Consider the following 24,195-nt stretch of genomic DNA (forward strand, 5'->3'; position numbering starts at 1 on the left):
CGCTCTACTTAAAGCAGCGGCTCGATTTCAGCGGCGGCGCCGTCCATGGCCTTCTGCACGTCCTCGTCGCCCAGCAGGATGCGCTGGATGCCGTCGAAATAGGCCTGGCTGATCTGCACCCAGTTCGGATGCGACGGCACCGGGCGGCCGTAGGGCAGCATCTCCTTGAAGACCTGCAGGATCGGGTCGTTGAAGCGCTCCGCCTTCATGGCCGAGATGCGCGCCGGGAACGTGTCGGTCAGAACCGCCTGGCTGTCCGACTCGGCGAGGAAGGCGATCAGCGTCTTTGCCTCTTCCGGGTTCTTGGCCGAGGACGGCACGACGAGGCTCCAGCCGCCGAGGATCGCGGCGGTCTTGCCGCCTTCCGGATGCGGGATCGCCATCACCCCGACGTCGATCTTGTCGTTCTCCTTGCGGATCGACGGAACATCGAACTGGCCCGACTGGTACATCGACACCTTTTCGGCGATGAACAGGCGGCGGTTGGCCGTGCCGTCATTCTCCAGCGTCGAGGCGGGCGACAGCTTCTTCTTGAAGAAGTCGGTGTAGAAGGTCACCGCCTTGACGCTCTCCGGCGTGTTGACCAGCACCGTCTTGCCATCGTCGGAGATGATGCCGCCGCCCACCATCCACATGAAGGGCAGCGAGCGGAAGATGGTGTTGCCGACCTCGCCGCCGCCGGTGATGGCGAAGCCCGACTTGCCGTTGGCGGAGAGCTTTTCGGCGGCCGCGACCAGTTCGTCCCAGGTCCGCGGCGGCTTGTTCGGATCGAGACCGGCAGCGGTGAAGTCGCCCTTGTTGAAGATCACCGCATGCGTCTCGATGCGGTAGGGGACGCCCCAGAGCTTGTTGTCCCACGTCACGTATTGAAGTGCGGCCGGGATATAGTCTTCGCGGTCCTTCAGCACGTCGTCCAGCGGCAGCACCAGCTTGTTCTGCGCGTAGCCGTTCACCCAGCCGTGCTGCACGTCGACGATGTCGGGCGCCGCGCCCGACTGCAGCGCCGTCAGCACGCGCTGCGGCAGGCCGTCGGTGGTCGTCACTTCGAGCTTCACCGTGATGCCGGGATTGGCGGCCTGGAATTTCTCCACCAGCGTCTTGGCCCGCGCTTCGTTGAAGTTCGGCGTCCACCACGTCACCTCGCCGGCGAATGCCATGCCGGCCGAAAGCGCTGCGATGGCCACGCTCAGCAATGCTGTCGTCTTCAGTCTCATCGTCATTTCCTCCCATGCGACACAAGCGTCGCGCCCGGCCCGCCGGCCGGATCGTCGTCACCGCGCCACGGCGGCGATTGCAGGATTGCGGACAGGTGCTGCCGGGGGCGTCGCCGACAGCGCGGCGGCGTGCGCCACCAGCGCCTTCATGTAGCCGACCGTATAGGCATGGCCCGCGTGCCAGGGCGCGGCGCAGTCGAGGTCCGGCACATGGTCCGGCACCAGCACGCCATCAAAACCCTCCTCGTGCAGCACCCGCACGATCTCGGCCATGTCGACATCGCCATCGTCGACGAAGGTCTCGACATAGTTCGGTACCTTGCCGCGCACATTGCGGAAATGGACGTAGGCGATAGCGCCCGACCGTGCGAAACGCCGCGTCGTCTCGTAAATGTCGCCCTCGCGCATCTCCGCCAGCGAGCCGACGCAATATTCGAGCGCATTGGCCCGGCTCGGCGCGATGGCCAGCAGCCGGTCGTATTTGGCGTGGCTGTTGACCAGCCGCGCCGTGCCGCGCAGCCGCACGACCGGCGGATCGTCGGGATGGGAGGCGAGCCGCACGCCCGCCTCCTCCGCCACCGGCACCAGTTCCTTCAAAAACCATTCCAGCCGCGCCCACAACGTCGGCTCGTCCACCGTCTGCGCGGCCGCGCCAGCGACCGCGTCGCGGTAGCGCATGTTGCCGACCATGCCGTCCGGCAGCGGGCTGTCGATGTCGATCTCGTCGGCAGCGAACACGGCCGTTACCGCGCCGCCACGGGCGATCGGCTTGCGCTGCCAACCCCAGACGCCGGCCAGCGAGAAATTGTACCCGATGACCGGGATGCCGGCGCGGCCGGCGTCGCGCACCAGTGCCTTCATCACTTCCATCTGCTCGTGCTTCTTCGGCCCGTCGAGCAGGATGTCGGACCAGAAATTCGGCGAGATGTTCTCCATCGCAGCAATGCTCAGCCCGTGGCGGGCAAGCATGGCGATCATGCCGGCCATGTAGTCGTAGCTCCACAGCGGCGCGTCGATACACTCGCCGTTGATCGGCCCGACGCCACCGGCGAGATAGGACGAGCCATCGGCATAGCGCGTGTAGTCGGTGAAGTGGACGACCACGTCGCGCACGCCGAGCTGGGCGGCGAAACGCGCGCCCTGTTCGCTCAGCGAAGCGCCATGCAGCGAAAGTCCAACCCGCAACGCCATCCTCCTTCCGTCTCCTCCAGATTGACGCCGGCTCTTTGTCCGTTAGTTCATATTTGAACTACGTAAATTCTATGGATAACTATGACGGCAGCGGCCTCGCCTGTCAACCGTGCAGTTGCGGTGGTAATGTCAGTTGGAAGTTCGATACGCCGCCCGCCTCGCAGACCGTTTGAAAACGGGTTGGCGATGTGGATTGGAACGACACCTCGGAGACCGTAAAACATGGCGCTCAAGCGGATGGACAACGTCGGAATCGTCGTCGAAGACCTCGCAGCGACGATTGATTTCTTTCGCGAACTCGGCCTCGAACTCGAAGGGCGGGCCACGATCGAAGGAGAATGGGCGGGACGCGTCACCGGACTGGGCGATCAGCATGTCGAGATTGCCATGATGCGCACACCGGACGGCCACAGCCGGCTCGAACTCTCACGCTTCGTTAGGCCGGCGGTCGTCGCGGATCACCGCAACGCCCCGGTCAACGCCCTGGGCTATCTCCGCGCCATGTTCACCGTGGACGACATCGACGACACTTTAAAACGGCTCCGAGCGCACGGCGCTGAACTCGTAGGCGAAGTCGTCAAATATGAAGAGGCTTATCGGCTCTGCTACATCCGCGGGCCGGAAGGACTTCTCATCGGACTCGCCCAGGAACTCGGTTGAGGGCGATACGAAGACAAATGGCTAGGAGTGACCGATACCGGCGAGCGCGTCCGAAGCCGAACCGTCTGCTTCAGGTCCATCCGCAAGGTCGGCCACATTTTCGCAAAATTTGGTCGGAGAGTGTATGGCACAAGCGATGCTGGCGCATGCCATTGGAGAAAATTAGTGATGAGGTTGATAAGTATTCGCAATACCATCTATGGCTTATTATCTATAGTTGCACTCTTGCTTTACAGTGAAGGTTCATACTCCGGTGACATGACAATGGAGGAAAAAGATAATTTTAAACGGGCGATGGAATTAGCGGGAAATAACAAATGTGGAGAGGCTTGGGACTTGATATCCTCCTCTGTGACATCTGACGATAGAACTGCCGCCATGTTTGCATCAGTTCTTATCATATTTACGGGGCTTGTTCCGCCTGGCTCTCCGAATGACGTTCTCGCCCTCCATCGTCATGCTCTTATATTGGCACTGCATGGAATGAGCCGAAACGAACCTGAATCCCTTAAACACACGAAAGGATTGCTTATGGTGATGCCTGACGAAGGTATCGCTGGGGAGATATTATCTTGCATCGATGGGAATGGAGATTTATCTATTTGCGAATCTATCGCAGTGGGAAATGGACTTATTCCGAAGTTTCAATCGTATCTTGGAGAAATAGACGGCACTAACGCAAAGAATGCGAAGGCGTATTGCGTAAGTCCATCTGTAATTCCGCGGTAATTTGATGTGAAAGCCAGAACCAGGCTGCGACTCTGGCGTTGGAGCCACTCAGTTCTCAGTCCCGCCTGACAACGTCTGCGCGCCGGTCGCCACGCCGGTGGTGTTCATCGATCCGTCGAACAGCGGCACATTGGTCGCCTCATAGGGGAAACGCGCGCAGGCTTCCTCGATCAGTTCGACGCCCAGCCCCGGCGCGGTCGGCGCCAGAATCGTGCCGTCGCGGAACTGAAGCGTCTCGCGCACCAATTCCTTGCGCCAGGGCACGTCGACCGACACCGTCTCGAACACCGAGAAATTCGGGATCGCCACCGACATGTGCAGCGTCATGGCGTTCATCACCGGGCCGACCGGATTGTGCGGCGCCACCGGGATCAGGTGCGAATGCGCCATGTGGGCGATGCGCTTGGTCTCGCCCATGCCGCCGGCATGCGACACGTCGGGTTGCAAGATGTCGACCGCCTTCTTCGACAGCGCCTCCAGGAACTTTCCGGGTTCGTAAAAACGCTCGCCGGCGGCGATCGGCACCGGGCTGTGGGCGCGCACGTCGGCCAGCGCGTCGATGCTTTCCGGCGGCGTCGGCTCCTCGATCCAGGTCAGGTCGAACGGCGCCAGCGCCTTGCACATGGCGATCGCCGTCGGCACGTTGAGCCGCCCGTGGACGTCCAGCATAAGGTTGACGTCCGGCCCGACCGCGTCGCGAACCGCCTCGACGATCTCGATCGTCTGCCGCCGCTGTTTGCGGTCCATTTCAAGGTCGGCGACGTCGAACGGGTCCCATTTCAGCGCCTTGTAGCCCATCGCCACCCCGGCACGCGCCTTGGCGGCATATTCGTCGGGCGTTGTCGCGCCGAAGAACCAGTGGTTGGCGTAGCAGTCGACATGCTCACGGAATTTGCCGCCAAGCAGTTCGAACACCGGCACGCCCAACGCCTTGCCCTTGATGTCGAGCAGTGCGGCCTCGATCGCCCCCAGCGCCGTGCGGAACACCGCGCCAGTGCGCCAATAGCTGTCACGATGCAGTTTTTCGATGATCGCGTCGACCGCGAAGGGGTCGCGGCCGATCAGCACCCGCTCGAGTTCCTCGAGCGCCGACACCACCGTCCTGGTCTTCCACTCCAGTGTGGCCTCGCCGACACCCTCTATGCCGTCATCCGTGTAGAGTTTTACGAAGACGAAGTTTGTCCGCGAGACATTCGCGATGAACACCTTTTGGGCGACGATCTTCATGGCACGTCCCAGCCGGCGCTCTCGGCAAACGCCTCTTCCAGCATGGCGCGATAATCCTCCGACGAGGCGACGCGCGGGTTGGTGGCATGGCTGTGGTCGGCCAGCGCTCGCTCGATCACCCAGTCGAAATGCGCGCGCGAGACGCCCATCGCCGCGAGGCCGGGCGGCAGGCTGAAGCGCTGGTTGAGCGCTTCCAGTTCCGCCGCCAGATCGGCATCCGCCGGCAGCCCCATGGCAGCCTTCAGCCGCACCAGCTTGTCGCCGACATGAGCGGCGTTGAAGCGCACCACGATCGGCATCAGGATCGCGTTCAGCGTGCCGTGGTGCAGCTTCAGATCCTTCAGCCCACCCAGCGCGTGGCTCAGCGAATGCACGGCGCCCAACCCCTTCTGGAACGACAGGCCCCCATGCAGCGCGCCCATCATCACCTCGCTGCGCGCCGCGAGATCGGACCCGTCGGCGAAAGCTTTCGGCAGGTAACGCCAGAGCCGTCCGGCGCCGTCCAGCGCGATCGCCTCGGCCGGCGGGTTCAGGCGCGGCGAGAACAGCGTCTCGATGCAATGCGACAGCGCATCGAGACCGGTCGCGGCGGTGAGATAGGGCGGCAGGTCGAGCGTCAGTTCGGGGTCGCAGATGGCGCGGCGCGGAATGAGATGCGGGCTGATGAAGCCCAGCTTGCGGCCGTCGTCCAGCGTCAGCAGCGAGGCGCGGCCGACCTCCGCGCCGGTCCCCGCCGTCGTCGGGATGGCAATCACCGGCGCGACCTTGGCCGAAATGCGCTCGATGCCGCCATAGATGGCTGCGTATTGCTCAAGCGGTCCCTCATGTGTCGCGAGCAGCGCCACACCCTTGGCGAGATCGATCGGCGAGCCGCCGCCGAGCGCGACGATACCGTCGCAGCCGCCTGCCCGATAGACGTCGAGCGCCGCCTGCACGGCGCTTTCGGGCGGGTTGGTCGGCGTGTCGAGAAAGACCGGTGCGCCGGTGGGCAGCATTGCAGTCACGGAGCCGACGAGGCCCGAGGCGGCAAGTCCATGGTCGGAGATCAGCAGCGGCCGCGCGATCTTCAACTCGGCCAGCGCCGCCGGCAGCGACTTCAGTTCGCCCGGTCCGAAATCGATTGCCGTCAGATAGGTGATGCGCGCCATGTCAAATCCCCTTCAGCCGCTCGATCGCGGCGGGTTGCATGGCATCCGGCATCATCTGCATCAGTTCGATGCGATGTCCGTCCGGGTCCTCGATCCAGATCTGCCAGTTGCCGTCGGCGCCCAGCACTTTCGGCCGGATCATCTCGACGCGCGCGGCGTCCAGTTCGCGCACCGTCCGCTCGATATCCGGCACCGAAAGGCACATGTGGTTGAAACCCACCGCCTCACGTTCGGCCGCACGCTCGCCCTCGCCGTCCGGGAACACTTCGAGATACTGGTCGTCGGTGATGCGCAGGTAGATCAGCCAGAGTTCGCCGTCCCGCTCCAGCCGCAGCATCTCGGCGAAACCGAGCTTGTTGATGTAGAAATCGAGCGTCCTCTCCACGTCCTTGACCCGGATGGCAACGTGGGCGATCGATGAAACGGTCAGCATATGATTGGCCCTATGGGTGCTGTTCGAGATGAGAAGCCAGCTTATGGCATGGTGCCACACATCGCGAGGAGCGAGAACCGCGCCATGTCATTGGCCAACACTCCTCCCGGCTCTGTCATACCGCACTGGATAGGCGTTTGACTTCTATCCAAATATGAACTTTGACAGTTCAGTTTCTTATGGTAGTGACAGGCTGGGGATTGTCAACCGCAAGGGCGACGCATGAATGACACCGCCGAGGACGCAGCCAGCAAGCACACCATACCGGTGATCGACCGGATGATGGACGTGCTTGGCGAGCTTGCGCATCACGAGGCCGGCCAGACGATCAGCGAACTCACCCAGACCTTGCGGCTGCCGCGCACCACCATCTACCGCATTCTCAATTCTCTCCAGCAGCATAGCATGGTCCGCCGCGATGAAGGCGGCGCCTATCATCTGGGGCGCCGCTTGCTGTCGCTCGCCGCGCATGTCGCCTCGCGCGCCAGCGAAGTTGACCTCGCCGCGATCGCCCAGCCCTTCCTCGACAGGCTGGCGGCCGAGCTCGGCGAGGGGATAAAGCTCAGTGTCATCGACCAGGACGGCATATTGGTGCTGGCGGCGGCGCAGGGCCGCCGCGAATACGCGCTGACCGTCGCGCCCGGTCAGCGCATGCCGATCCATGCCGGTGCAGCAAGCAAGCTGCTGCTGGCGCACTTGCCGTCGGACGACCTCGAATACTGGCTGGCCAAGCCGCTGACCGCCTACACCAGCAAAACAGTCACCGACCCAAAACGGCTGCGCACCGAGCTTGCGAAAATAAAACGTCTCGGCTGGGCGCAGGACAAGGGCGAGAACGCGCCCAGCATCCACGCCTTCGCCGCTCCCGTGCTGACCGGCAGTGGCAAGATGGTCGGCGCACTCAGCGTGCCCTTCCTGGCCGGAGCCGAGCCGAGCCGCATGGAAGAAATCCGCATGGCGGCGATCGACATGGCAAAAACCATTTCGCAAGCCATGCCGGACTGAAGGGCGGCCTGGGAGAACAACCATGAAAATCGTCGACCTGAAATGCGCCATCATCGGCACGAGCCCGGTCGTGCGGATCGTCACCGACGAGGGGATTTCCGGCTTCGCCCAGGCCGAGACGTGGAAGCCCTACCTGAAGCCGCACATCCTTGCCTTCCGCGAGGCGCTGATCGGCGAGGACCCGACGCTGGTCGAGCGCGTCATGCTGAAGATCCGTCAGCGCGGCGGCTTCAAGCCGTGGGGCTCGGCGGTCAGCGTCATCGAAATGGCGCTGTGGGACGTCGCCGGCAAGGCCGCCGGCCTGCCCGTGCACCGGCTGCTCGGCGGAAAGATCCGCGACCGCGTGCGCGTCTACAACGGCTCCATCCGCTTTCCGTTCGCCGGCCACCGGCCGGAAGACTATGCCGACGACATCGCGAAGATGATGGCCCTGCCGGAAGGCTTTTCCATCATCAAGCAGCCGATCGGCTTCCACTCCGCCATGAAACGCGAGGTGCCGGATTTCTACTATGGCGAACCCAAGGCCAGCCCTTTCCACGGCGCGCTCGACCGCGGCGCGGTGACCGAAAAGGGCCTGCGCCATATGGTCGATTGCGTTGCCGCCATGAAGGAAGTGACCGGCGACAAGGTCGGCCTCGCACTGGATTGCGGTCCCGGCTGGATGCTGGGCGACGCCATCCGGCTTGTCCGCCTGCTCGAACCCTACAATCTGATGTGGGCGGAAGACTTGCTTTCGGGCGACTACACGCCCTGGGTCAATGCCGGCCTCTACCGCGACCTCACCAACAGCACCACCACGCCGATCCACACCGGCGAGCAGATCTATCTCAGGCAGAATTTCAAGGAGCTGATCGAGACGCATGCCGTGCGCGTCGTCGGTCCCGATCCGGCAGATGTCGGCGGCATCGCCGAGCTGAAATGGATCGCCGAACATGCCGACCTGCACGGCATCACCATGGCCCCGCACGGCACGGCCAACGGCCTGCTGGGCCTCGCCGCCCTCATCCAGGTTTCGGCGACGCTGCCCAACAACTTCATCGCCTTCGAATACACGACCGGCGACCCGGACTGGTGGTACGACATCGTGGACGGCCTGCCGAGCCCGATCGTCAGGAACGGCATGATCGAGGTGCCGGACCGACCGGGCATGGGCGTCGAACTCGTGCCCGAGCGTGCCCGGCGCTATCTCTCCGAAGACGATAGCACCTTCTTCGACTGAAACATTAAGACCTGGCCGGCGCTTCAGATCTCCCTGATGTCCGCGCCGTCGACACAGCGGCGGTCGGCGCTTTCGGATGGATCCTCGATCATCGCGGTGAAGGCTGCTCGCTGGCTCCCCGACAAATTCTGCCCCGACCGCGGACGATCTGCCCGCACGAGGTCTACCGCTTGTCACAAGCCTGTCCTACAGTCGCGACTCCAAAGGTTTGTTAACCGCCTGCCGTCATTGCAGTATTTGGACTCGTTTCAGGGGGACCGAAATCGTGCTGTTGTCCGGATTGCGTTCGTCGCTCGTGGCGGCCCTGTTGTGTTGCACGGCCGTGGGAACGGCGTCGGCGCAGGAAGCCGCGGAAAAGCCGCCGGCAGCCGTCGAAACGGCGGCCGTGAAACTCGGGGAGGTGACGCGCCAGAGCAAGTTCGTCGGCACCGTGCAGGCGATCCAGCAGGTCAATTTGATGGCCCGCGTCGAGGGTTTCCTCGATTCGGTCGACTTCCAGGAAGGCGGTTTCGTCAAGGCCGGCAGCCTCGCCTTCGGCATCGAAAAGGACACCTACCAGGCCGCGCTCGACGGAGCGAAGGCCACCCTGCAGTCGGCGCAAGCCAGCGTGACCGGTGCGGATGCCAACCTCAAGCAACAGCAGATCACGCTCGACCGTCAGATCGCACTGCTGAAGACCAAGGATGTTCCGCAGTCGACGGTCGACCAGGCGACCGCCTCGCGCGACACCGCGTCCGCCCAACTCGGGCAGGCTCAGGCGCAGGTCGCGCAGGCGGAATCGCAGGTCAAGACCGCCGAACTCAACCTCTCCTACACCGACGTCACGACGCCGATCAGCGGCCGGATCGGCAAGGCGCAGATCACTGTCGGCAACCTCGTCTCGCCGTCGAGCGGCACGCTCGCCACCGTCGTCCAGACCGACCCGATCCGCGTCGTCTTCTCCATTTCCGACCGTGAATATCTGCAGGTCGTCCAGGCCCTGAAGCCGGACAACCAGGGCCTTGTCGCCGACGCCGGGAAATACCGGCCCAGCCTCACGCTCTCCGACGGCACCGCCTACGACCAGATCGGCAAGATCGCTTTCATAGACAACGCGATCGATCCCACCACGGGCACCATCGCCGTCTACGCCGAATTCCCCAACCCTGCGCTGCAGCTCGTCCCCGGCCAGTATGTTTCGGTAACCGTGCAGGTCGGTCAATCCGTGGAACTGCCGCTTGTGCCCGCCTCGGCCGTCCTGCAGGACAAGGACGGCGCCTATGTCTTCGTGCTCGGCGACGGCAATCGCGCCGTGATCCGCCGCGTCACGCTGGGGGAACGGGTCGGCGTCGACTGGTCGGTGCAGTCGGGACTTGCAAGCGGCGAGATCATCATAGTCTCCGGCATCCAGAAAGTGCAGGCCGGCGTGGTCGTGAACCCGACGCCGGCCAAGACGGGGAACTGAAACAATGTTCGCCGACATCTTCATCCAGCGGCCGCGCCTGGCGATGGTCATCGCCATCCTGATGACGCTGGCCGGCAGCATCGCGCTGCTCAACATCCCTGTCGCGCAGTATCCCAACATCACGCCGCCGACGGTGCAGGTGACCGCGACCTATCCGGGCGCCGACGCGCAGACGCTGGCCGACACGGTCGCCATCCCCATCGAGCAGCAGGTCAACGGCGTCCAGGACATGATCTACATGGCCTCGACCGTCAGCTCGACCGGCACCTATACGTTGACGGTGACCTTCGCCGTCGGAACCGATCCCGACATCGCCCAGGTCAACGTGCAGAACCGCGTTGCGCTGGCCACGCCGCAACTGCCCTCCGCCGTGACGCGCCTTGGCGTCAACGTGCGTGCGCAACAGCCCAACTTCCTGCTGATCATCAACGTGTTCTCGCCCAAGGGCACGAATGACGGCCTGTTCCTGTCGAACTTCGCGCAGATCAACGTCGTCAACCCGCTGTCGCGCGTCAACGGCGTCGGCTCGGCCACGCTGATGGGTCCTCTCAACTATTCGATGCGCATCTGGCTCGACCCCGAGCGCATGGCCGCACTTGGCATCACCACCGACGACGTCACCAACGCCATCCAGCAGCAGAACGTGCAGGCCGCGGCGGGCCTCATCGGCGCACCGCCGATCCCCGACGACCAGGTGCTGCAATATTCGATCACCGCGCTCGGCCTGCTCGACAGCCCCGATGAGTTCGGCAGCATCATCGTGCGGACCAGCGAGGCCGGCGGCATTGTCCGGGTCCGCGACATCGCGCGCATCGAGCTCGGTGCGCAGACCTACAGCTCGGTCAGCCAGCTCAACGGCGCCCCCGCCGCCACCATCGCCATCTACCAGTCGCCGGGCTCGAACGCGCTCGGCGTCGCCGCCGGCGTAAAGGCCGAGCTGGAACAGTTGCAAAGCCGATTCCCCGACGACGTCTCCTACCAGGTGATCTACGATTCGACCGACTTCGTGCGCGCTACTGTCGACGAAATCATCCACACGCTGATCATCACGGCGGTCATCGTGCTGATCGTCGTGTTCGTGTTCCTGCAGGACTGGCGCGCCACGCTGATCCCGGCGGTGACCATCCCCGTCTCGCTGATCGGCGTCTTCGCTGTGCTTCTGGCGTTCGGCTTCTCGGCCAACACGGTCACGCTGTTCGCGCTCATCCTCGCCATCGGCCTTGTCGTCGACGACGCCATCGTCGTGGTTGAAAACGTGCAGCGCGTGATGGAGGAGCAGCCAGGAATCACCCCACCCGAGGCGGCCAGCATCGCCATGCGGCAGGTGACAGGCCCGATCGTATCGACGACGCTGGTGCTGATCGCGGTGTTCCTGCCGACCGCTTTCCTGCCCGGCATCACCGGCCAGCTCTACCGTCAGTTCGCCATCACCATCACGGCGTCGGTCACCATCTCGGCGATCAACGCGCTGACGCTCAGCCCGGCGCTCTGCGCGGTTCTGCTGCGGCATCCCAAGCCGGCGCGGGGACCGTTCCGCTGGTTCAACAGAGGGCTCGACGGCACCCGCAACGGCTACACCAGCATCACCGGATTCCTGGCGCGCCGCTCGCTCGTCGCCGGCCTGCTGGTGGTGCTGGTCGGCGGCGCAGCCTACTGGATGTTCACAAAGACCCCGACCGCCTTCATCCCCAACGAGGACCAGGGCATCCTGTTCGTCAACGTGCAATTGCCGGACGCCGCCTCCCTGCCGCGCACGCAGGCCGTGCTCGACAGGGTCAAGGACATCGGGCGAAGCATCGACGGCGTCGCCAACGTCGTCACGGTCTCGGGCTACAGCCTGCTCACCGGCGCCTCGCAGCCCAATAGCGGCCTGGCGCTGATCGTCATGAAGCCGTGGGCAGAACGCAAGACGCCGCAGACGCAGCTGCGCGGCATCTATGCGAACCTCACCCGACAGTTCGCCGGGCTTTCGGAAGCCAATGTCATCGCCTTCCCGCCGCCGGCGATTCCCGGCGTCGGCAACGCCGACGGTTTCGATTTCCGCCTCGAAGCGCTCGGGGGCCAGTCGCCGCAGGAACTCGCGCAGGTCATGCGTTCCTTCATCGTTGCGGCCAACGCCGATCCGTCGATCGGCTCGGCCTACTCGACCTTCTCGTCCGAGGTGCCAGGCATCTTTCTCGATATCGACCGGGTGCGCGCCGAGCGGCTGAATATCCCGATCTCGACCATCTTCAGTACCTTGCAGGCGCAGCTCGGTTCGGCTTATGTGAACAATTTCAACATCCTGGGCCAAGTCTACCAGGTCAATGTCGCGGCGGACCAGCAGTTCCGGCGCACGCCCGAGGACATCTTGACACTCTACGTCCGCAGTTCCACCGGGGTGATGGTGCCGGTGCGCGCCTTCGCCACCGCCACCACCACACTGCAGCCGACACTGCTCACCCGCTACAACCAGTTCACCAACGCGACCATAAACGGAACACCGGCGCCGGGCGTCTCGTCGGGCCAGGCGATGGACGCGCTGGCCAAGGTGGCGGCGCAGTCGCTGCCCGCTGGCTATGCTTTCGAATGGTCGAGCCTGTCCTATCAGGAAGCGCTGGTCAGCAACCAGACGATCGTGGTCTTCGCCCTGGCGATCCTGTTCGGCTACCTGTTCCTCGTCGGGCAATATGAAAGCTGGACGATACCCTTCGCAGTCATCACCTCGGTGACGGTGGCCGTGCTCGGCGCCGTGCTCGGCATCAAGGCGATGGGGCTGGGCCTCAACATCTACGCCCAGATCGGACTGGTGCTGCTGATCGGACTGGCGGCGAAAAACGCCATCCTGATCGTCGAGTTCGCCAAGGAAAGCCACGAATCCGGCAAGCACATCGTCGAAGCGGCGATCGAGGGCGGGCATATGCGTTTCCGCGCCGTGCTGATGACGGCGCTGGCCTTCATCCTCGGCTCGGTGCCGCTGGTCATCGCCACCGGGGCGGGTGCTGCCAGCCGCGTCTCACTCGGCGCCACCGTCGTTGCCGGCATGCTCGCCGCCACCTGCGTCGGCATCCTCGTTATCCCCGGCCTCTACGTGCTGTTCGGCCTGCTCGGCGAGCGCACCAACGCGCTGTTCGGGCGAAAGAAGCCCAAGGAAACGGCGGAGGGCGGCCACGCCTGACAGTGCATTCAAAGCGCCTCTTGAAACAATTGCGAAACACCAAGGGCGCTAAACGAAATCGAATCGAAACAACCCGGACGCCATAGATATGGTGCGGCTGGAAATCTCCAGCTGCCTGACATTCGACGTGTGGCCCTGCGCCTTTCGGGGACGGCGGTTCCCGCCACGACGCCGATGCCCGAGTGGAGTGTGGCGACGTGGGCAAGGACCAACCGAGATTCTTTTGCAAGCGCGAGCCTTGCGGCAAATGGGCCGTGTGGGATTCCATCCAGAACATCCCGGCCACGCTGGGTGGCGGACCGCTGCGCGGACGCGAGGAAATGCGCGCCCGCTCCGCCTGCAAGATACTCAATACCATCTACCGCAGTGAACTTGACGCTCACTCCGTGCGTGAGCGCAATTGCGTGCAGGCACGATCCGGCACCGCGAGTGACGGGGCACGACACGCTCGGTCACATGCCCCGCGTATATCGGAAAATACCAGCGACCGCACTGTCGAGCTACGCCCCGGCCACGGCCTGGGCGGCCACATCCGCAACGAATTCAGCAATTTGAAAGCCGCTGGCCGCGACCGTGCGTGAGTCCGGCGACGCCGGCAAAATATCCACGAAGTCCCGGCGATCCCGCGGTCAGGCAATCCTGGCGAGCAGCCTCACCAATGTGGCCGCTTCCTTGGCCGAGAGCGGCGCCAGCGTCTCGGCGGTGATCTGCTCCGCCTGCGGGATCAGTTCCTCGACCGCGCGCCGGCCCTCCTCGGTCAGCCGCACCATCAGCCGCCGCTTGTCGGCATCATGCTTGCCGAGTTCCACCAGCCCGCGCGCGTTCAGCCGGTCGATGACGCCCTTCACCGTGGCCGCATCCATGGCGATCAGCGCGCCCAGCTGGTTCTGCGAGGTCTCGCCGATGTCGCGAAGCCGTGCGAGTGCTGCAAATTGCGGCGGCGTCAGGTCGGCGATGCGCGCCGAGAAAATCGAGACATGGCGCTGGTGCGCCCGCCGAAGGATGAAGCCGACCTGTTCCTGCAAGCGGTAGCCTTCGGGCGCCGGCTCGTCCGCCGCCACCAGCTTCAGCACGTTTTCGTCGCCGCTCACCGCTGGCCGTCCCAGAGCTTTATGTCGGCCGCCGCCAGCCCGCCCATGCGGTCATGGATGCGCCCGCCGACCGCCATGGCCAGCACGAAGACGATCTCGTCCGGGCGCGGCCCGTCGACCGCGCAAACCGTGATCGCGTCGAAATGGCTGCGCACATAGGCGGCGTTGGTGTGACCGAGAGGCACGTCGAGCGAGGCGCCGAAGCCGCCGACCTTCATCGCCGACGGCACGATCGCCTTGGCGCCGCCCAGCCGCTCGCGCATCGCATAGCCGCCCGGCACATGCCACAGCGCCCCATGCTCGATCTCGCCCTCCGTGCCGACGATCGCACCCTTGCCGTAGGAGTCGATCGCCTTCACATCACCGCCCAGCGACGCGATCAGCCGGTCGGTGAGCAAAAGACCGAGCGGTTTCAGATCCTCCATCGCCGGCTGCAGCTCTTCAGCATAGCGCCCGGCGAAGGGGTTTTTCGCTACGGCAAGTGCTGCCGCGCGCAGCCTCGGCTTTTGCGCCGCAGGCCCGCCGTCGTGGACGATTTCTTCGGCGATCACCGCGATCTTGCGGATGGGGAAGTCAGGCATGCGGGAAGTCCTTTGGCGATCTGATTGCTTGGCCATGCGCGAACGCGCCGGGCGGCACCGGCGCAGGTGTGCGCTCTACGTTGCCCCCCTCTGTCCTGCCGGACATCTCCCCCGCTTGGGGGGAGATTGGCAGTTTCGCGCTGTCCGCTTTACCTGCAACGTTGGTGATTGGCGAAACCAAAGCGGCCGGCGTAATCTCCCCCCAAGCGGGGGAGATGTCCGGCAGGACAGAGGGGGGCAACGTAGAGCGCGAGCTTTCACCACAAGAGAAACCCGGCTGAATATTACCGCATACTCTTGCTTCTCCCGCGAGGAACAGCGCCGCCGCCTCGATCAAGCCGCGCCGCTGCAAACCCTCGGCAACCGCGAGCCCTGCGTCGAGTGCCGTGTCTATCTCACTCGCCGTCAGCGCGCCCACCCCTACTGTCACCCGCCGCTCGCCAAGATCGCTGTCCGGCGCCAATTCCTGCGCCGGCCGGCGTTCGATGGCCTGATGTCCTGGCAAATCGACGGCATTGGCGATCACCGTCGCCGCCGCGTCGGCCTGTGCGCCCGTCCGCGCCAGCACGGTCACCGCGTCGGCGATGCCCAGCGAAAAACTGCGCCCCCGCCAGCCTGACGTGGCGATGCCGCGCGCCGGATCTTCCGATCGCACGACGATGCGATCGCGAAGCCCATGGCCTGTGCCGGCTACCGCCACCGCAATATCGTGACCCGCCGCGATGTGCAGAGCGATGTCGCCGCCATTGTTGACATAGGCGCGCTCAAGCGTGCGCCCGGAAACCAGCGCGGCCAGTATTTCATCGGCTACTGAACCCGCCACCGCTGCCATCGGTGTCAGGAATTTTTCAGCCAGCGGCGCCACGGCTGCCTCCATGCGGCGCGCCGTGCTCCCACCGAAAGCGCGTGGGCGGCCGAGCGTCGCCGGCTGACGAAGCGCCGCCAGTTCCTCGACCAGTTCGCCCAAAACCGTCTCAAAGCGCGCCACCGCCTGCTCATAGGCCGCCCGCACCTCGTCCGGCGCACCGAACGCCTCGAGGATCAGGTCGATCGGCCCATGGTTGAGATGCAGCCGCTTTCCATCCGGCAACCAATGTGCCTGCGCCGCCTGCATCACGCCGAGCCCGCGCGATGCAACTGCGCCAGCGGCGGCCACGGATTCGCGCGCACCGCAAGCGCGGTGCGTCGCTCGTTGAAATACTCGCCGCCCTTCGCCAGCACGTCCTCGACGCTGCGGATTTCCGCCTCGTAGCCGCTCAGCCGCACATAGTCGTCGCGCCGCAGCGTGAACTCGATCGGCGCCACCAGCGCCGGCGTCGGCACGTAGCCGAACGCGCCCTCCGGCACGCGCATGACGTCGACCATCAGCGTGATACCGCCGCCCGGCCAGACATAGACCGGCGCCCCGCCCACCGTCACATAGGTTTTCAGCCCCTGCACCGAGCGGGTCAGGTTGACCGGATTTTCCGTCACGCCAGCCCGCAATGAGCCGCCGGCCCCGCCCACAAACAGCACCGTGCACAGCGCCGGTTCGCAATTGTCCTCGATCAGCCGGACCGACTTGCGCAGCCGTTCCGGAAAAGGCTTCTCCACCGGCTTCAGCGCCTCGTCGAGCTCGAAATAGGCGAACTGCTCGCCGGTGGTCGACACCATCAGCAGCGACAGACCCGGTCGCGCGCCCTTTTTGGCGTTCCAGTCGCCGAGGATCGACAGCGGGTCGGAGATCGTCGTGCCGCCCCAGCCAAGGCCCGGCTCCGACACCTTGAAGTAGCGGCCTGGCGTCGAGCGCCGGCCAAGGATTTTTATGCCGGTATCCTCCCAGCCCAGCACCTTTCCGGCCTGGTGTTCGGAGACGACGCCGGTGATGTGGTCGTCGACCACCACCACCTCGTCGACCAGCCCGCGCCATTGCGTGGCGAACATGCCGATGGTGGCCGAGCCGCAGCCGACGCGCATACGGTTCTCGACCTTTCCATCGATCAGCGGCGCCTTGCCGGCCTCGACCACCACCGTTGCGCCGCCGTCTATCGAAAGTTCCACCGGCTTGCGGTTGCACAGATTGAGCATGGCGTCGCAGGTGGCGCGGCCCTCCTGTTTTGAGCCGCCCGTCAGATGATGGACGCCGCCCAGCGACAGCATCTGCGAGCCGTATTCGCCTGTTGTGACATGGCCGACCGCCTCGCCCTGGCTGCGCACCGTCGCGGTCTCCGGGCCGATATGGCGATCCGTATCGATTTTTATCTTCACGCCGCAGTAGGAAAAAATGCCCTCGGTGACGACCGTCACCAGATCGACGCCCTCGACCTCCTGGCTGACGATGAAGGGGGCCGGCTTGTAGTCGGGATAGGTGGTGCCGGCACCGATCGCGGTGACGAAGCGGCGCTCGGTATTGACAAGTTCGCCGTTCCACGCCTCGCGCTCCGCCCCGAACGGCACCACCGCGCCGCCGCTCTCCGCCACATGCGCCAGAACGGTCAGCGGGTCGCAGCGCACGATTTTTCCGCCGAAATTGCCGTAGCGGTCGCAGGCGCCGGTGCGGCCCTCGGCGATGTAGCACATGACCGGACAGGCGTCGCAGCGGATCTTCTCCGCCACCTGTTTTGCGCCGGGATCGTGGGTGTCGAAGCGTTCGGCGAGTTCGCTCATGGCCCCAACTCCCGCCCCTCCCTCGCCCGTATCGCCGCCCGCAGCCGGCTCGGCGTTGCAGGCACCTTGTCGACCATCACGCCCGTAGCGTGGCGGATGGCGTTGAGGATCGCCGGCGCGGTCGGGATAAGCACGTGCTCGCCCAGGCCCTTGGCGCCGAACGGCCCTTCCGGATCGGGCACCTCGACCAGAATGCTTTCGATCGGCGGCACGTCGCCGAAGGTTGGGATCAGATAGTCGTGCAGGTTTTCGGTGCGGCCGGGGATGTATTCCTCCATCAGCGCCATGCCGATGCCTTGCGCGATGCCGCCCTCGATCTGGCCTTCGACCAGCAGCGGGTTGATCGCCTTGCCGACATCGTGCGCCGCGGTGATCTTTATCAGCCGCACCGTGCCCAGCCGCATATCGACCTCGAGTTCGGCGATCTGCGCGCCCCAGCCATAGACGGCGTAGGGCGTGCCTTGCCCCTTCTCGTCCAGCGGCAGCGTCGGCGGGTCGTAGGTTTCCTCCGCCGCGAAGACCAGGCCGCCTTGGTCCGCCGCGAGACCGGCCAGGTCGATGCGCCGCGATGCCTCGCCCTCATGGATCAGCAGGCACGGCCCGTCGAGCACAAACCGCGCCGACGCCGACACATTGGCGAAGCGCAGGATCTTTTCGCGCAACGCCCGCGCCGATTTCTCCGCCGCCTTGCCGGTGACGAAAGTCTGCCGCGAGGCCGAGGTTTTTCCCGCATCCGGCGTGATGCCCGTGTCAGCGCTGCGCAGCCGGATTTTTTCCAGCGGCAGGCCGAGTGCGTCGGCGGCGATCTGCGCGATCACCGTGTTCGAGCCCTGGCCGATATCCACTGCGCCCTGATGCAGCACCACCGCGCCGTCCTGCGAAATGCCGATGCGGATGGTCGATGGATTGGGCAGCGAGGTGTTGCCGCAGCCGTACCAGCACGAAGCCACGCCGACGCCGCGCCGCACGCCGTCACCCGATCCGTTGAAGGTCTTCGCATCGGCCAGAGCGCGCTCCCAATGCGGCTGAAGTGCTTCCAGACAGACGACGATGCCGACGCCACTATCCAGCACCTGCCCTGTCACGGTGGCAGAACCGTCGCGCAACGCGTTTTTCAGCCGGAAGGCCAGCCGGTCCTGGCCGAGCTTTTCCGCCAGATCGTCGTAGAGCGCTTCCTGCAGTATCGTCGATTGCGGCACACCGAAGCCGCGGAATGCGCCGGAGATGGGCCCATGCGTGTGGACGGCGGCGCCCGTGGCGCGATAGTTCGGGGTCAGATAAGGGCCGGATGCATGCACCGGCACGCGGTTGGCTACCGTCGGCCCCCAGCTCGCATAGGCGCCGGTGTTGAACTCGCCGGAAAACACCATGCCGGTGATCAGTCCCCCGGCATCCGTGCCGATCGTAGCCTCCATGACCGCCGGATGGCGTTTCGTCGTCGAGATCATCGATTCGGTGCGCGTGTAGGCGAGCGCCGCCGGCCGGCCTGTCTTCAACGCCACCAGCCCGATCAGCGGCTGTACCGACATGTCGAGTTTCGAACCGAAACCGCCGCCGGTCGCCGCCGGCACGATCCGCACTTTTCCCGGTGCCAGCCCCAGCACCCTGGCCGTATCGTCGCGGTCGAGATAGGGCGCCTGCGTGCAGGCAGTCACCACCAGCGTATCGCCGTCCATCACCGCAGAACCGGCCTCCGGCTCGATATAGGCGTGCTCGACATAGGACGTCTCGATACGCCGCGTCACGGTCACGGCAGAACGCGCCAGCGCCGCGCCGGGATCGCCGCGCTCGACCAGGCCGGTGGTCAAGACGTTGCCGGCACGGCTTTCATGGATCGGCGCGCCGGTCTTTGCCGCGCAGGGTTCGAGCATATGCGAAAGCGGCTCCCAGGAGACCGGGAACTCCGAAGGATCGAGATCCAATATCGCCTCGCGCTCGCCGGCGATCACCGCCACCGCCTCGCCACGAAACCGCACGAGGCCGTCCGCCAGCGCCGGCTGGTCGGCGAAGGCGGGGATGGTGCCGAACCGGTTCTCGCCCGGTATGTCGCGCGCGGTGAACACGCAGGCGATGCCGGGACGGGCTTTGACGAAACCGTCGATATCGCCCAGCGTAAACCGCGCGTGATAATGCGGCGAGCGGACAACCGCGACCCACAGCGCATCCGCCGGGAAGCCGTCCGCACCATAGGCCTCGGCGCCGGTCACTTTGGGAATACCGTCGAGGCGGATCGGCGAGGAACCGACGGCATGGCCGGTAGCGATGGTTTTGGTGGAAGTGCCGATGCCACCATTCGAGCGACCATGGTTCCGGGTCGGGCTTGGCGGTGGGCGCGAGGCACCCCCCTCTGTCCTGCCGGACATCTCCCCCTCAAGGGGGGAGATTGAGCCGGCCGCTTGGCTTTCGCCAACCGCCAACCCTGCAGGAGAGGTTGCATCGCCGAAGCTGCCAATCTCCCCCCTTGAGGGGGAGATGTCCGGCAGGACAGAGGGGGGTGCCTCGCGCCGACTTTCACATAATATCAATGGAGGTACCGAGCCCGTCCGTCCCACCGCCATCACCGCCGCGACGATCTTTCGATACCCGGTGCAGCGGCAGAGAATCCCGCCCAGCGCGTCGCGAACCTCGTCCTCGCCTGGCGAGGGATTGCGCTCCAGCAGCGCGGTGGCGGCGACCAGCAGGGCCGGTGTGCAGATGCCGCATTGCGCCGCGCCGTGTTCTAGGAACGAGGCCTGCAGCGCCGACAGCTTTCCGTTGGCCAGCCCCTCGACCGTGCGCACCGCTGCGCCGGCCGCACCAGCCGCCGGCACAAGGCAGGCGCAGACCGGCTCGCCGTCAAGCAACACAGTGCAAGCGCCGCAGTCGCCTGCATCGCAGCCGACTTTCGTTCCGGTCAGCCGCAAATCGTCGCGCAGCACCGCCGACAGCCGCCGCAGCGGCGGCACCGACACGGCAACCGGCCGGCCATTGACCTCGAAAGCGATGTTTTGGCGCTCGACGCTCATGCCGCCAGTGCCCCGGAATGCCCCGGTCCGGCCGCCGCCAGCGCCCGCAGAACGATCTCGCGCGCCGCCTCGATGCGATACTCCGCCGTGCCGCGTACGTCATCGATTGGCGCGAGTTCAGGGAGCGGCGCGGCGCGAACCGCCTCCAAGAATTCCGCGCCCGGCCGAAGTCCCGCCAGCGCGGCTTCCAACCCGGCCAGCCGCCGCGCCACCGCCGAACACGACCCGACCGCAATCGCCGCACGCGCCACGGTTCCGTCGGCGCCGAGTTCGAGGCGCGCCGCCGCCATGGCGATGGAGATCACCAGATAGCGCCTGGCGCCAAGCTTGACGAAGGCCGACCTGCCGGCAACGGAGCGTTTCGGCACGCGGATCGCGGTCAATAGCTCGTCGTCGCGCCGCGCCGTCTTGCGATTGCCGAGCACGAACGCCGCCAACGGCAGATGCCGCGCGCCGTCCAGCGACATCAGTTCCACCTCGGCGTCGAGCATCAGCAGCGGGGGCATCCCGTCGGCCGCCGGCGAGGCGTTGCAGAGATTGCCGGCGACCGTGCCGACATTCTGGATCTGCACAGATCCGACCTCGCGCGCCGCCTGCCGAAGCGCGTCGAAGGCCGGCGGGAGTTTTGCACGGACGACATCGGTCCAGGTGGTGCGCGCGCCAAGAACCCAATGCTCCGCCGTTTCGGCGATGCCGCGCAGTTCAGCCAAAGCGTTGATGTCGAGCACATTGTCGCGCACCGGCCGGGCACCCTGTGCGGGGTAAAAATCCGTGCCACCAGCCAGCATCCGCCATCGCTCCTCCTTCAGGAGGCCAAGGGCTTCCCCTACCGTTTTGGGTTTCGCGTAGCGGCTCACGCAATGCCTTTCCGGCGGAAGGACCGGCGAAATTCATTCGTATGCAAACGATATCAGGACGCGCGCGATTGTCAAAGGCGACGATGGCGTGAGGCCACTTCCTGACAATTCACGGGAACGTCAGAAGGCCGGGGCCAAATCCTCGCGCGCAGGGTTGACGCCGGCCCCCGTTTCCGCCGACTTTCGCCATAGCTTGTCGTGACTTGCGGTACGGGTCGCTTCGAGTTGCCTGCTGCTTATCGGAGGGGAAATGAGCCAGGAAGCACTGGTCGTCATCGATGTGCAAAACGACTTCTGTCCGGGCGGCGCGCTGGCCGTGGTGGATGGCGACAAGATTTTGCCTGTCATCAACGAACTGATCTCGACCTTTGACCATGTCGTGCTGACGCAGGACTGGCACCCGGACCAGCATTCCAGCTTCGCTTCCGTCCACACGGGGCGCGAACCGTTCCAGACCGTCCAGATGTCCTATGGCGAGCAGACGCTGTGGCCGGACCATTGTATACAGGGCTCGGGCGGCGCCGCCTTCCACCCGGCACTGCGCTGGACAAAGGCCGAACTTGTGGTGCGAAAGGGATTCCGCCGCGACATCGACAGCTATTCAGCCTTTTTCGAGAACGACCGCGCGACGCCGACCGGCCTCGCCGGCTATCTGCGCGAGCGCGGCATCGGCACGCTGACGCTGGCCGGACTGGCGACCGATTTCTGTGTCGCCTATTCGGCGCTCGATGCCGTTCGCCTCGGCTTCGATGTCACGGTGCGGCTGGAAGCCTGTCGGGCGATCGACCTCGACGGCTCGCTGGAAGCGATGATGGAGCGCATGCGCGAGGCCGGGGTGGCACTGGCCTGACGTCTGCGGCCGCGCAGGGTCGGAGAACCCGCGCCGTCCCATATCCGCCGAAGCGGCTAGAAAAGCCCGGCCGCCATTTCCGGCGGCCCTTCGAGCGCGTGCGCCATGAATTCCAGCCCGCGTTCGAGCTGTGTACGGCTGACCGGGCCGCCCAGCCCAACCCGCACTGCCTCCGGCGGAGGCCCGGATACGGTGAAAACGTCGCTGACGACGATGCCTATGCCGGTGCCCCGCGCATGGCTGGCGAATGCAGAGCGGGTCCAGCCATTGCCCAGCGGCAGCCAGATGTTGAACGAGAGCGAATCCGAGAGATAGGTACCGGGTTCGAAGAAACGCATGGCGATGCGTTCGCGCGCCGCGGTCTCCGCTCGGATGAAACGCAGGATCGTATCTGCCGTGCCGTCCTCGATCCAGCGCGTCGCCACCGCCGCCGTCAGCGGCGAGGTCATGACGGCGATCGCCCGCATGGCGCTGCCGAAGGACCAGGCGGCGCGGGCGTCCGGCGCCACGACATAGGCGAGCCTCAGCCCCGCGCCGATGCATTTGGCGAGACCGGCGATGTGCCAGCATATGTCGGGCGCGATCGCCGCCAGCGGCGCCGGCCCATGCTGGGGGATGAAACCATAGGCGTCATCCTCGACGATCGGCACCTTCAGCCGCCGGGCGATGGCGCAGATCTCGCCCCGCCGCCGCTCCGGAATGGTGATGGTCATCGGGTTCTGCAGCGTCGGGTTCAAATAGATCGCCTTGGGGGCGTGGCGCCGGATCGCCTCCTCGAGGGCTTCGGGAATCACGCCGTCGCGGTCCATCTCGACGCCGACCAGATTGAGGCCGAGCTGCGCGGTGATCGAGCGCACGCCCGGATAGGTGATCGCCTCGGACAGCACCGTGTCGCCGGACTTCGCCAGCAGGCTGAAGATGCCGACCAATGCCGGATGCGCGCCCGGCGTGATGAAGATGCGTTCCTGCGCCGGCACCAGCGCCCGCCGCCCCAGCCAGGCGGACGCCGCGTCCTTGTCGAGCGGCGAGCCGCCAAATCCCTGGTAGCGCAGCAGCGGCAGCAGGTCGCGCGCCACGCTGACGTAGCCCTCACGCATGCGCTCCAGCAGCACGGGGTCGTCCGGCTCCGGCGGCATGTTCATGGAGAAATCGACGGCCTGCTGGCGGCGCGGATCGGCCGTATCGCGCGGCGCCGCGCCTCGCTTCACGAACGTCCCCCGGCCGATGGTCGATTCGACCAGGCCGCGCTTGCTCGCCTCGACATAGCCCCGCGCCACCGTGGTGAAATCGATGCCGAGGCGGTCGGCCAATTGCCGCTGCGGCGGCAGCCGGTCGCCCGGCGCCAGCCTGCCTTCGGCGACGTCGCGGGCGATGGCCTCTGCTATGGCCAGATAGCGAGGCCCCTCGCTCGCATCGATCGCCAGCGTCCAGTCCTTCATGGCATCCCTCAATTCCGCTGAATGACTGTATATTGTTGCAGAAACGGTCTGTCACGCATTTTCTTCGCAGATTGACCCCAGATTGTTGCGAGAACCGTTGTCGTCCATTTTTGCATGGTTTTGAGCATAATTGCAGCGCCGCGTGTCGGCGATTGACGGCTTTATGCGCAGGATTGACTGGAGATTTAGGCTGTATCGACGTCAATCATTCAGAAAATTGACTGCAATCCATTTGGCACAATGATTGCAACACCATTCGCGTGCCTCGACACGGCAGCCTCACGCGAAAAGGAGTTCCC

Annotated in this window: 19 protein-coding genes and 1 pseudogene; 8 read left to right on the top strand and 12 right to left on the bottom strand. The window is 65.2% G+C overall.

All coding sequences use genetic code 11. From position 1 onward, the window contains the following. Positions 1-8: 8 nt before the first annotated feature. Positions 9-1,214: an ABC transporter substrate-binding protein gene (locus ACSBOB_RS30880; protein WP_442579836.1), complete on the bottom strand. Its 1,206-nt coding sequence runs from the start codon at positions 1,212-1,214 to the stop codon at positions 9-11. A 57-nt stretch (positions 1,215-1,271) separates the two neighbouring features. Continuing rightward, a complete protein-coding gene (locus ACSBOB_RS30885; protein WP_442579837.1) occupies positions 1,272-2,405 on the bottom strand; it encodes a mannonate dehydratase in 1,134 nt (377 codons plus the stop codon). 222 nt (positions 2,406-2,627) lie between these two features. Between ACSBOB_RS30885 and ACSBOB_RS30890 the strand changes: the two genes are divergently transcribed. Beyond that, entirely contained in the window at positions 2,628-3,065 is a 438-nt protein-coding gene (locus ACSBOB_RS30890; RefSeq protein WP_442579838.1) for a VOC family protein, read from the top strand. Between the two features lie 168 nt (positions 3,066-3,233). Further along, positions 3,234-3,794: a hypothetical protein gene (locus ACSBOB_RS30895; protein WP_442579839.1), complete on the top strand. Its 561-nt coding sequence runs from the start codon at positions 3,234-3,236 to the stop codon at positions 3,792-3,794. A 48-nt stretch (positions 3,795-3,842) separates the two neighbouring features. Here the strand turns inward: ACSBOB_RS30895 and ACSBOB_RS30900 are convergent, their stop codons facing one another. From ACSBOB_RS30900 to ACSBOB_RS30910, 3 genes are read right to left on the bottom strand one after another with little or no spacing between them, the layout of a single operon-like run. After that, a complete protein-coding gene (locus ACSBOB_RS30900; protein ID WP_442579840.1) occupies positions 3,843-5,021 on the bottom strand; it encodes a mandelate racemase/muconate lactonizing enzyme family protein in 1,179 nt (392 codons plus the stop codon). Further along, positions 5,018-6,169 carry an iron-containing alcohol dehydrogenase gene (locus ACSBOB_RS30905; RefSeq protein WP_442579841.1) on the bottom strand — a complete coding sequence of 384 codons (1,152 nt, stop codon included), beginning with the start codon at positions 6,167-6,169 and terminating at the stop codon, positions 5,018-5,020. Before ACSBOB_RS30905 ends, ACSBOB_RS30900 begins: the two co-directional genes overlap by 4 nt. A 1-nt stretch (position 6,170) precedes the next feature. Continuing rightward, on the bottom strand, positions 6,171-6,602 hold the full coding sequence (locus tag ACSBOB_RS30910) for a VOC family protein (RefSeq protein WP_442579842.1): 432 nt from the start codon (positions 6,600-6,602) through the stop codon (positions 6,171-6,173). Positions 6,603-6,824: 222 nt separating this feature from the next. Between ACSBOB_RS30910 and ACSBOB_RS30915 the strand changes: the two genes are divergently transcribed. The 5 genes from ACSBOB_RS30915 (at position 6,825) to ACSBOB_RS30935 (ending at position 14,008) form a co-directional block, all read left to right on the top strand. After that, positions 6,825-7,607, top strand: coding sequence for an IclR family transcriptional regulator (locus ACSBOB_RS30915; protein WP_442579843.1), 783 nt, complete (start codon positions 6,825-6,827; stop codon positions 7,605-7,607). 22 nt (positions 7,608-7,629) lie between these two features. Continuing rightward, complete coding sequence (locus ACSBOB_RS30920) at positions 7,630-8,826, top strand: mandelate racemase/muconate lactonizing enzyme family protein (protein WP_442579844.1); 1,197 nt, start codon at positions 7,630-7,632, stop codon at positions 8,824-8,826. Between the two features lie 265 nt (positions 8,827-9,091). Further along, positions 9,092-10,270 (top strand): efflux RND transporter periplasmic adaptor subunit, encoded by a 1,179-nt coding sequence (locus ACSBOB_RS30925; RefSeq protein ID WP_442579845.1) that lies wholly within the window; start codon positions 9,092-9,094, stop codon positions 10,268-10,270. A gap of 4 nt (positions 10,271-10,274) precedes the next feature. Further along, positions 10,275-13,427, top strand: a complete 3,153-nt coding sequence (locus tag ACSBOB_RS30930) for an efflux RND transporter permease subunit (RefSeq protein ID WP_442579846.1) — start codon at positions 10,275-10,277, stop codon at positions 13,425-13,427. A 254-nt stretch (positions 13,428-13,681) separates the two neighbouring features. Next, positions 13,682-14,008 carry a hypothetical protein gene (locus ACSBOB_RS30935; protein WP_442579847.1) on the top strand — a complete coding sequence of 109 codons (327 nt, stop codon included), beginning with the start codon at positions 13,682-13,684 and terminating at the stop codon, positions 14,006-14,008. Positions 14,009-14,056: 48 nt separating this feature from the next. On the opposite strand, the gene ACSBOB_RS30940 is transcribed toward ACSBOB_RS30935, so the two are convergent. The 6 genes and pseudogenes from ACSBOB_RS30940 to ACSBOB_RS30965 all read right to left on the bottom strand — a co-directional run bounded on the left by ACSBOB_RS30940 (position 14,057) and on the right by ACSBOB_RS30965 (position 21,607). Continuing rightward, a complete protein-coding gene (locus ACSBOB_RS30940; RefSeq protein WP_442579848.1) occupies positions 14,057-14,518 on the bottom strand; it encodes a MarR family winged helix-turn-helix transcriptional regulator in 462 nt (153 codons plus the stop codon). Next, positions 14,515-15,099: an amino acid synthesis family protein gene (locus ACSBOB_RS30945; protein WP_442579849.1), complete on the bottom strand. Its 585-nt coding sequence runs from the start codon at positions 15,097-15,099 to the stop codon at positions 14,515-14,517. The genes ACSBOB_RS30940 and ACSBOB_RS30945 overlap by 4 nt, the downstream gene beginning before the upstream one ends. A gap of 280 nt (positions 15,100-15,379) precedes the next feature. Next, positions 15,380-16,213, bottom strand: a pseudogene (locus ACSBOB_RS30950) (UPF0280 family protein); the annotation flags it as partial. Beyond that, on the bottom strand, positions 16,213-17,745 hold the full coding sequence (locus ACSBOB_RS30955) for a 6-hydroxynicotinate reductase (protein ID WP_442579850.1): 1,533 nt from the start codon (positions 17,743-17,745) through the stop codon (positions 16,213-16,215). The gene ACSBOB_RS30955 and the pseudogene ACSBOB_RS30950, both read right to left, overlap by 1 nt. Beyond that, positions 17,742-20,750, bottom strand: coding sequence for a molybdopterin-dependent oxidoreductase (locus ACSBOB_RS30960; RefSeq protein WP_442579851.1), 3,009 nt, complete (start codon positions 20,748-20,750; stop codon positions 17,742-17,744). Before ACSBOB_RS30960 ends, ACSBOB_RS30955 begins: the two co-directional genes overlap by 4 nt. Further along, entirely contained in the window at positions 20,747-21,607 is an 861-nt protein-coding gene (locus tag ACSBOB_RS30965; protein ID WP_442579852.1) for an FAD binding domain-containing protein, read from the bottom strand. Before ACSBOB_RS30965 ends, ACSBOB_RS30960 begins: the two co-directional genes overlap by 4 nt. Positions 21,608-21,857: 250 nt before the next feature. On the opposite strand from ACSBOB_RS30965, the gene pncA reads away from it, so the two are divergent. After that, positions 21,858-22,457 (top strand): bifunctional nicotinamidase/pyrazinamidase, encoded by a 600-nt coding sequence (gene pncA, locus ACSBOB_RS30970; RefSeq protein WP_442579853.1) that lies wholly within the window; start codon positions 21,858-21,860, stop codon positions 22,455-22,457. Between the two features lie 56 nt (positions 22,458-22,513). Here the strand turns inward: pncA and ACSBOB_RS30975 are convergent, their stop codons facing one another. Then, entirely contained in the window at positions 22,514-23,896 is a 1,383-nt protein-coding gene (locus tag ACSBOB_RS30975) for an aminotransferase-like domain-containing protein (protein ID WP_442579854.1), read from the bottom strand. Positions 23,897-24,195: the final 299 nt, after the last annotated feature.

Origin of the sequence: Mesorhizobium sp. KACC 23794 (genome assembly GCF_052180275.1) — a bacterium.
Classification (GTDB): Bacteria; Pseudomonadota; Alphaproteobacteria; order Rhizobiales; family Rhizobiaceae; genus Kumtagia.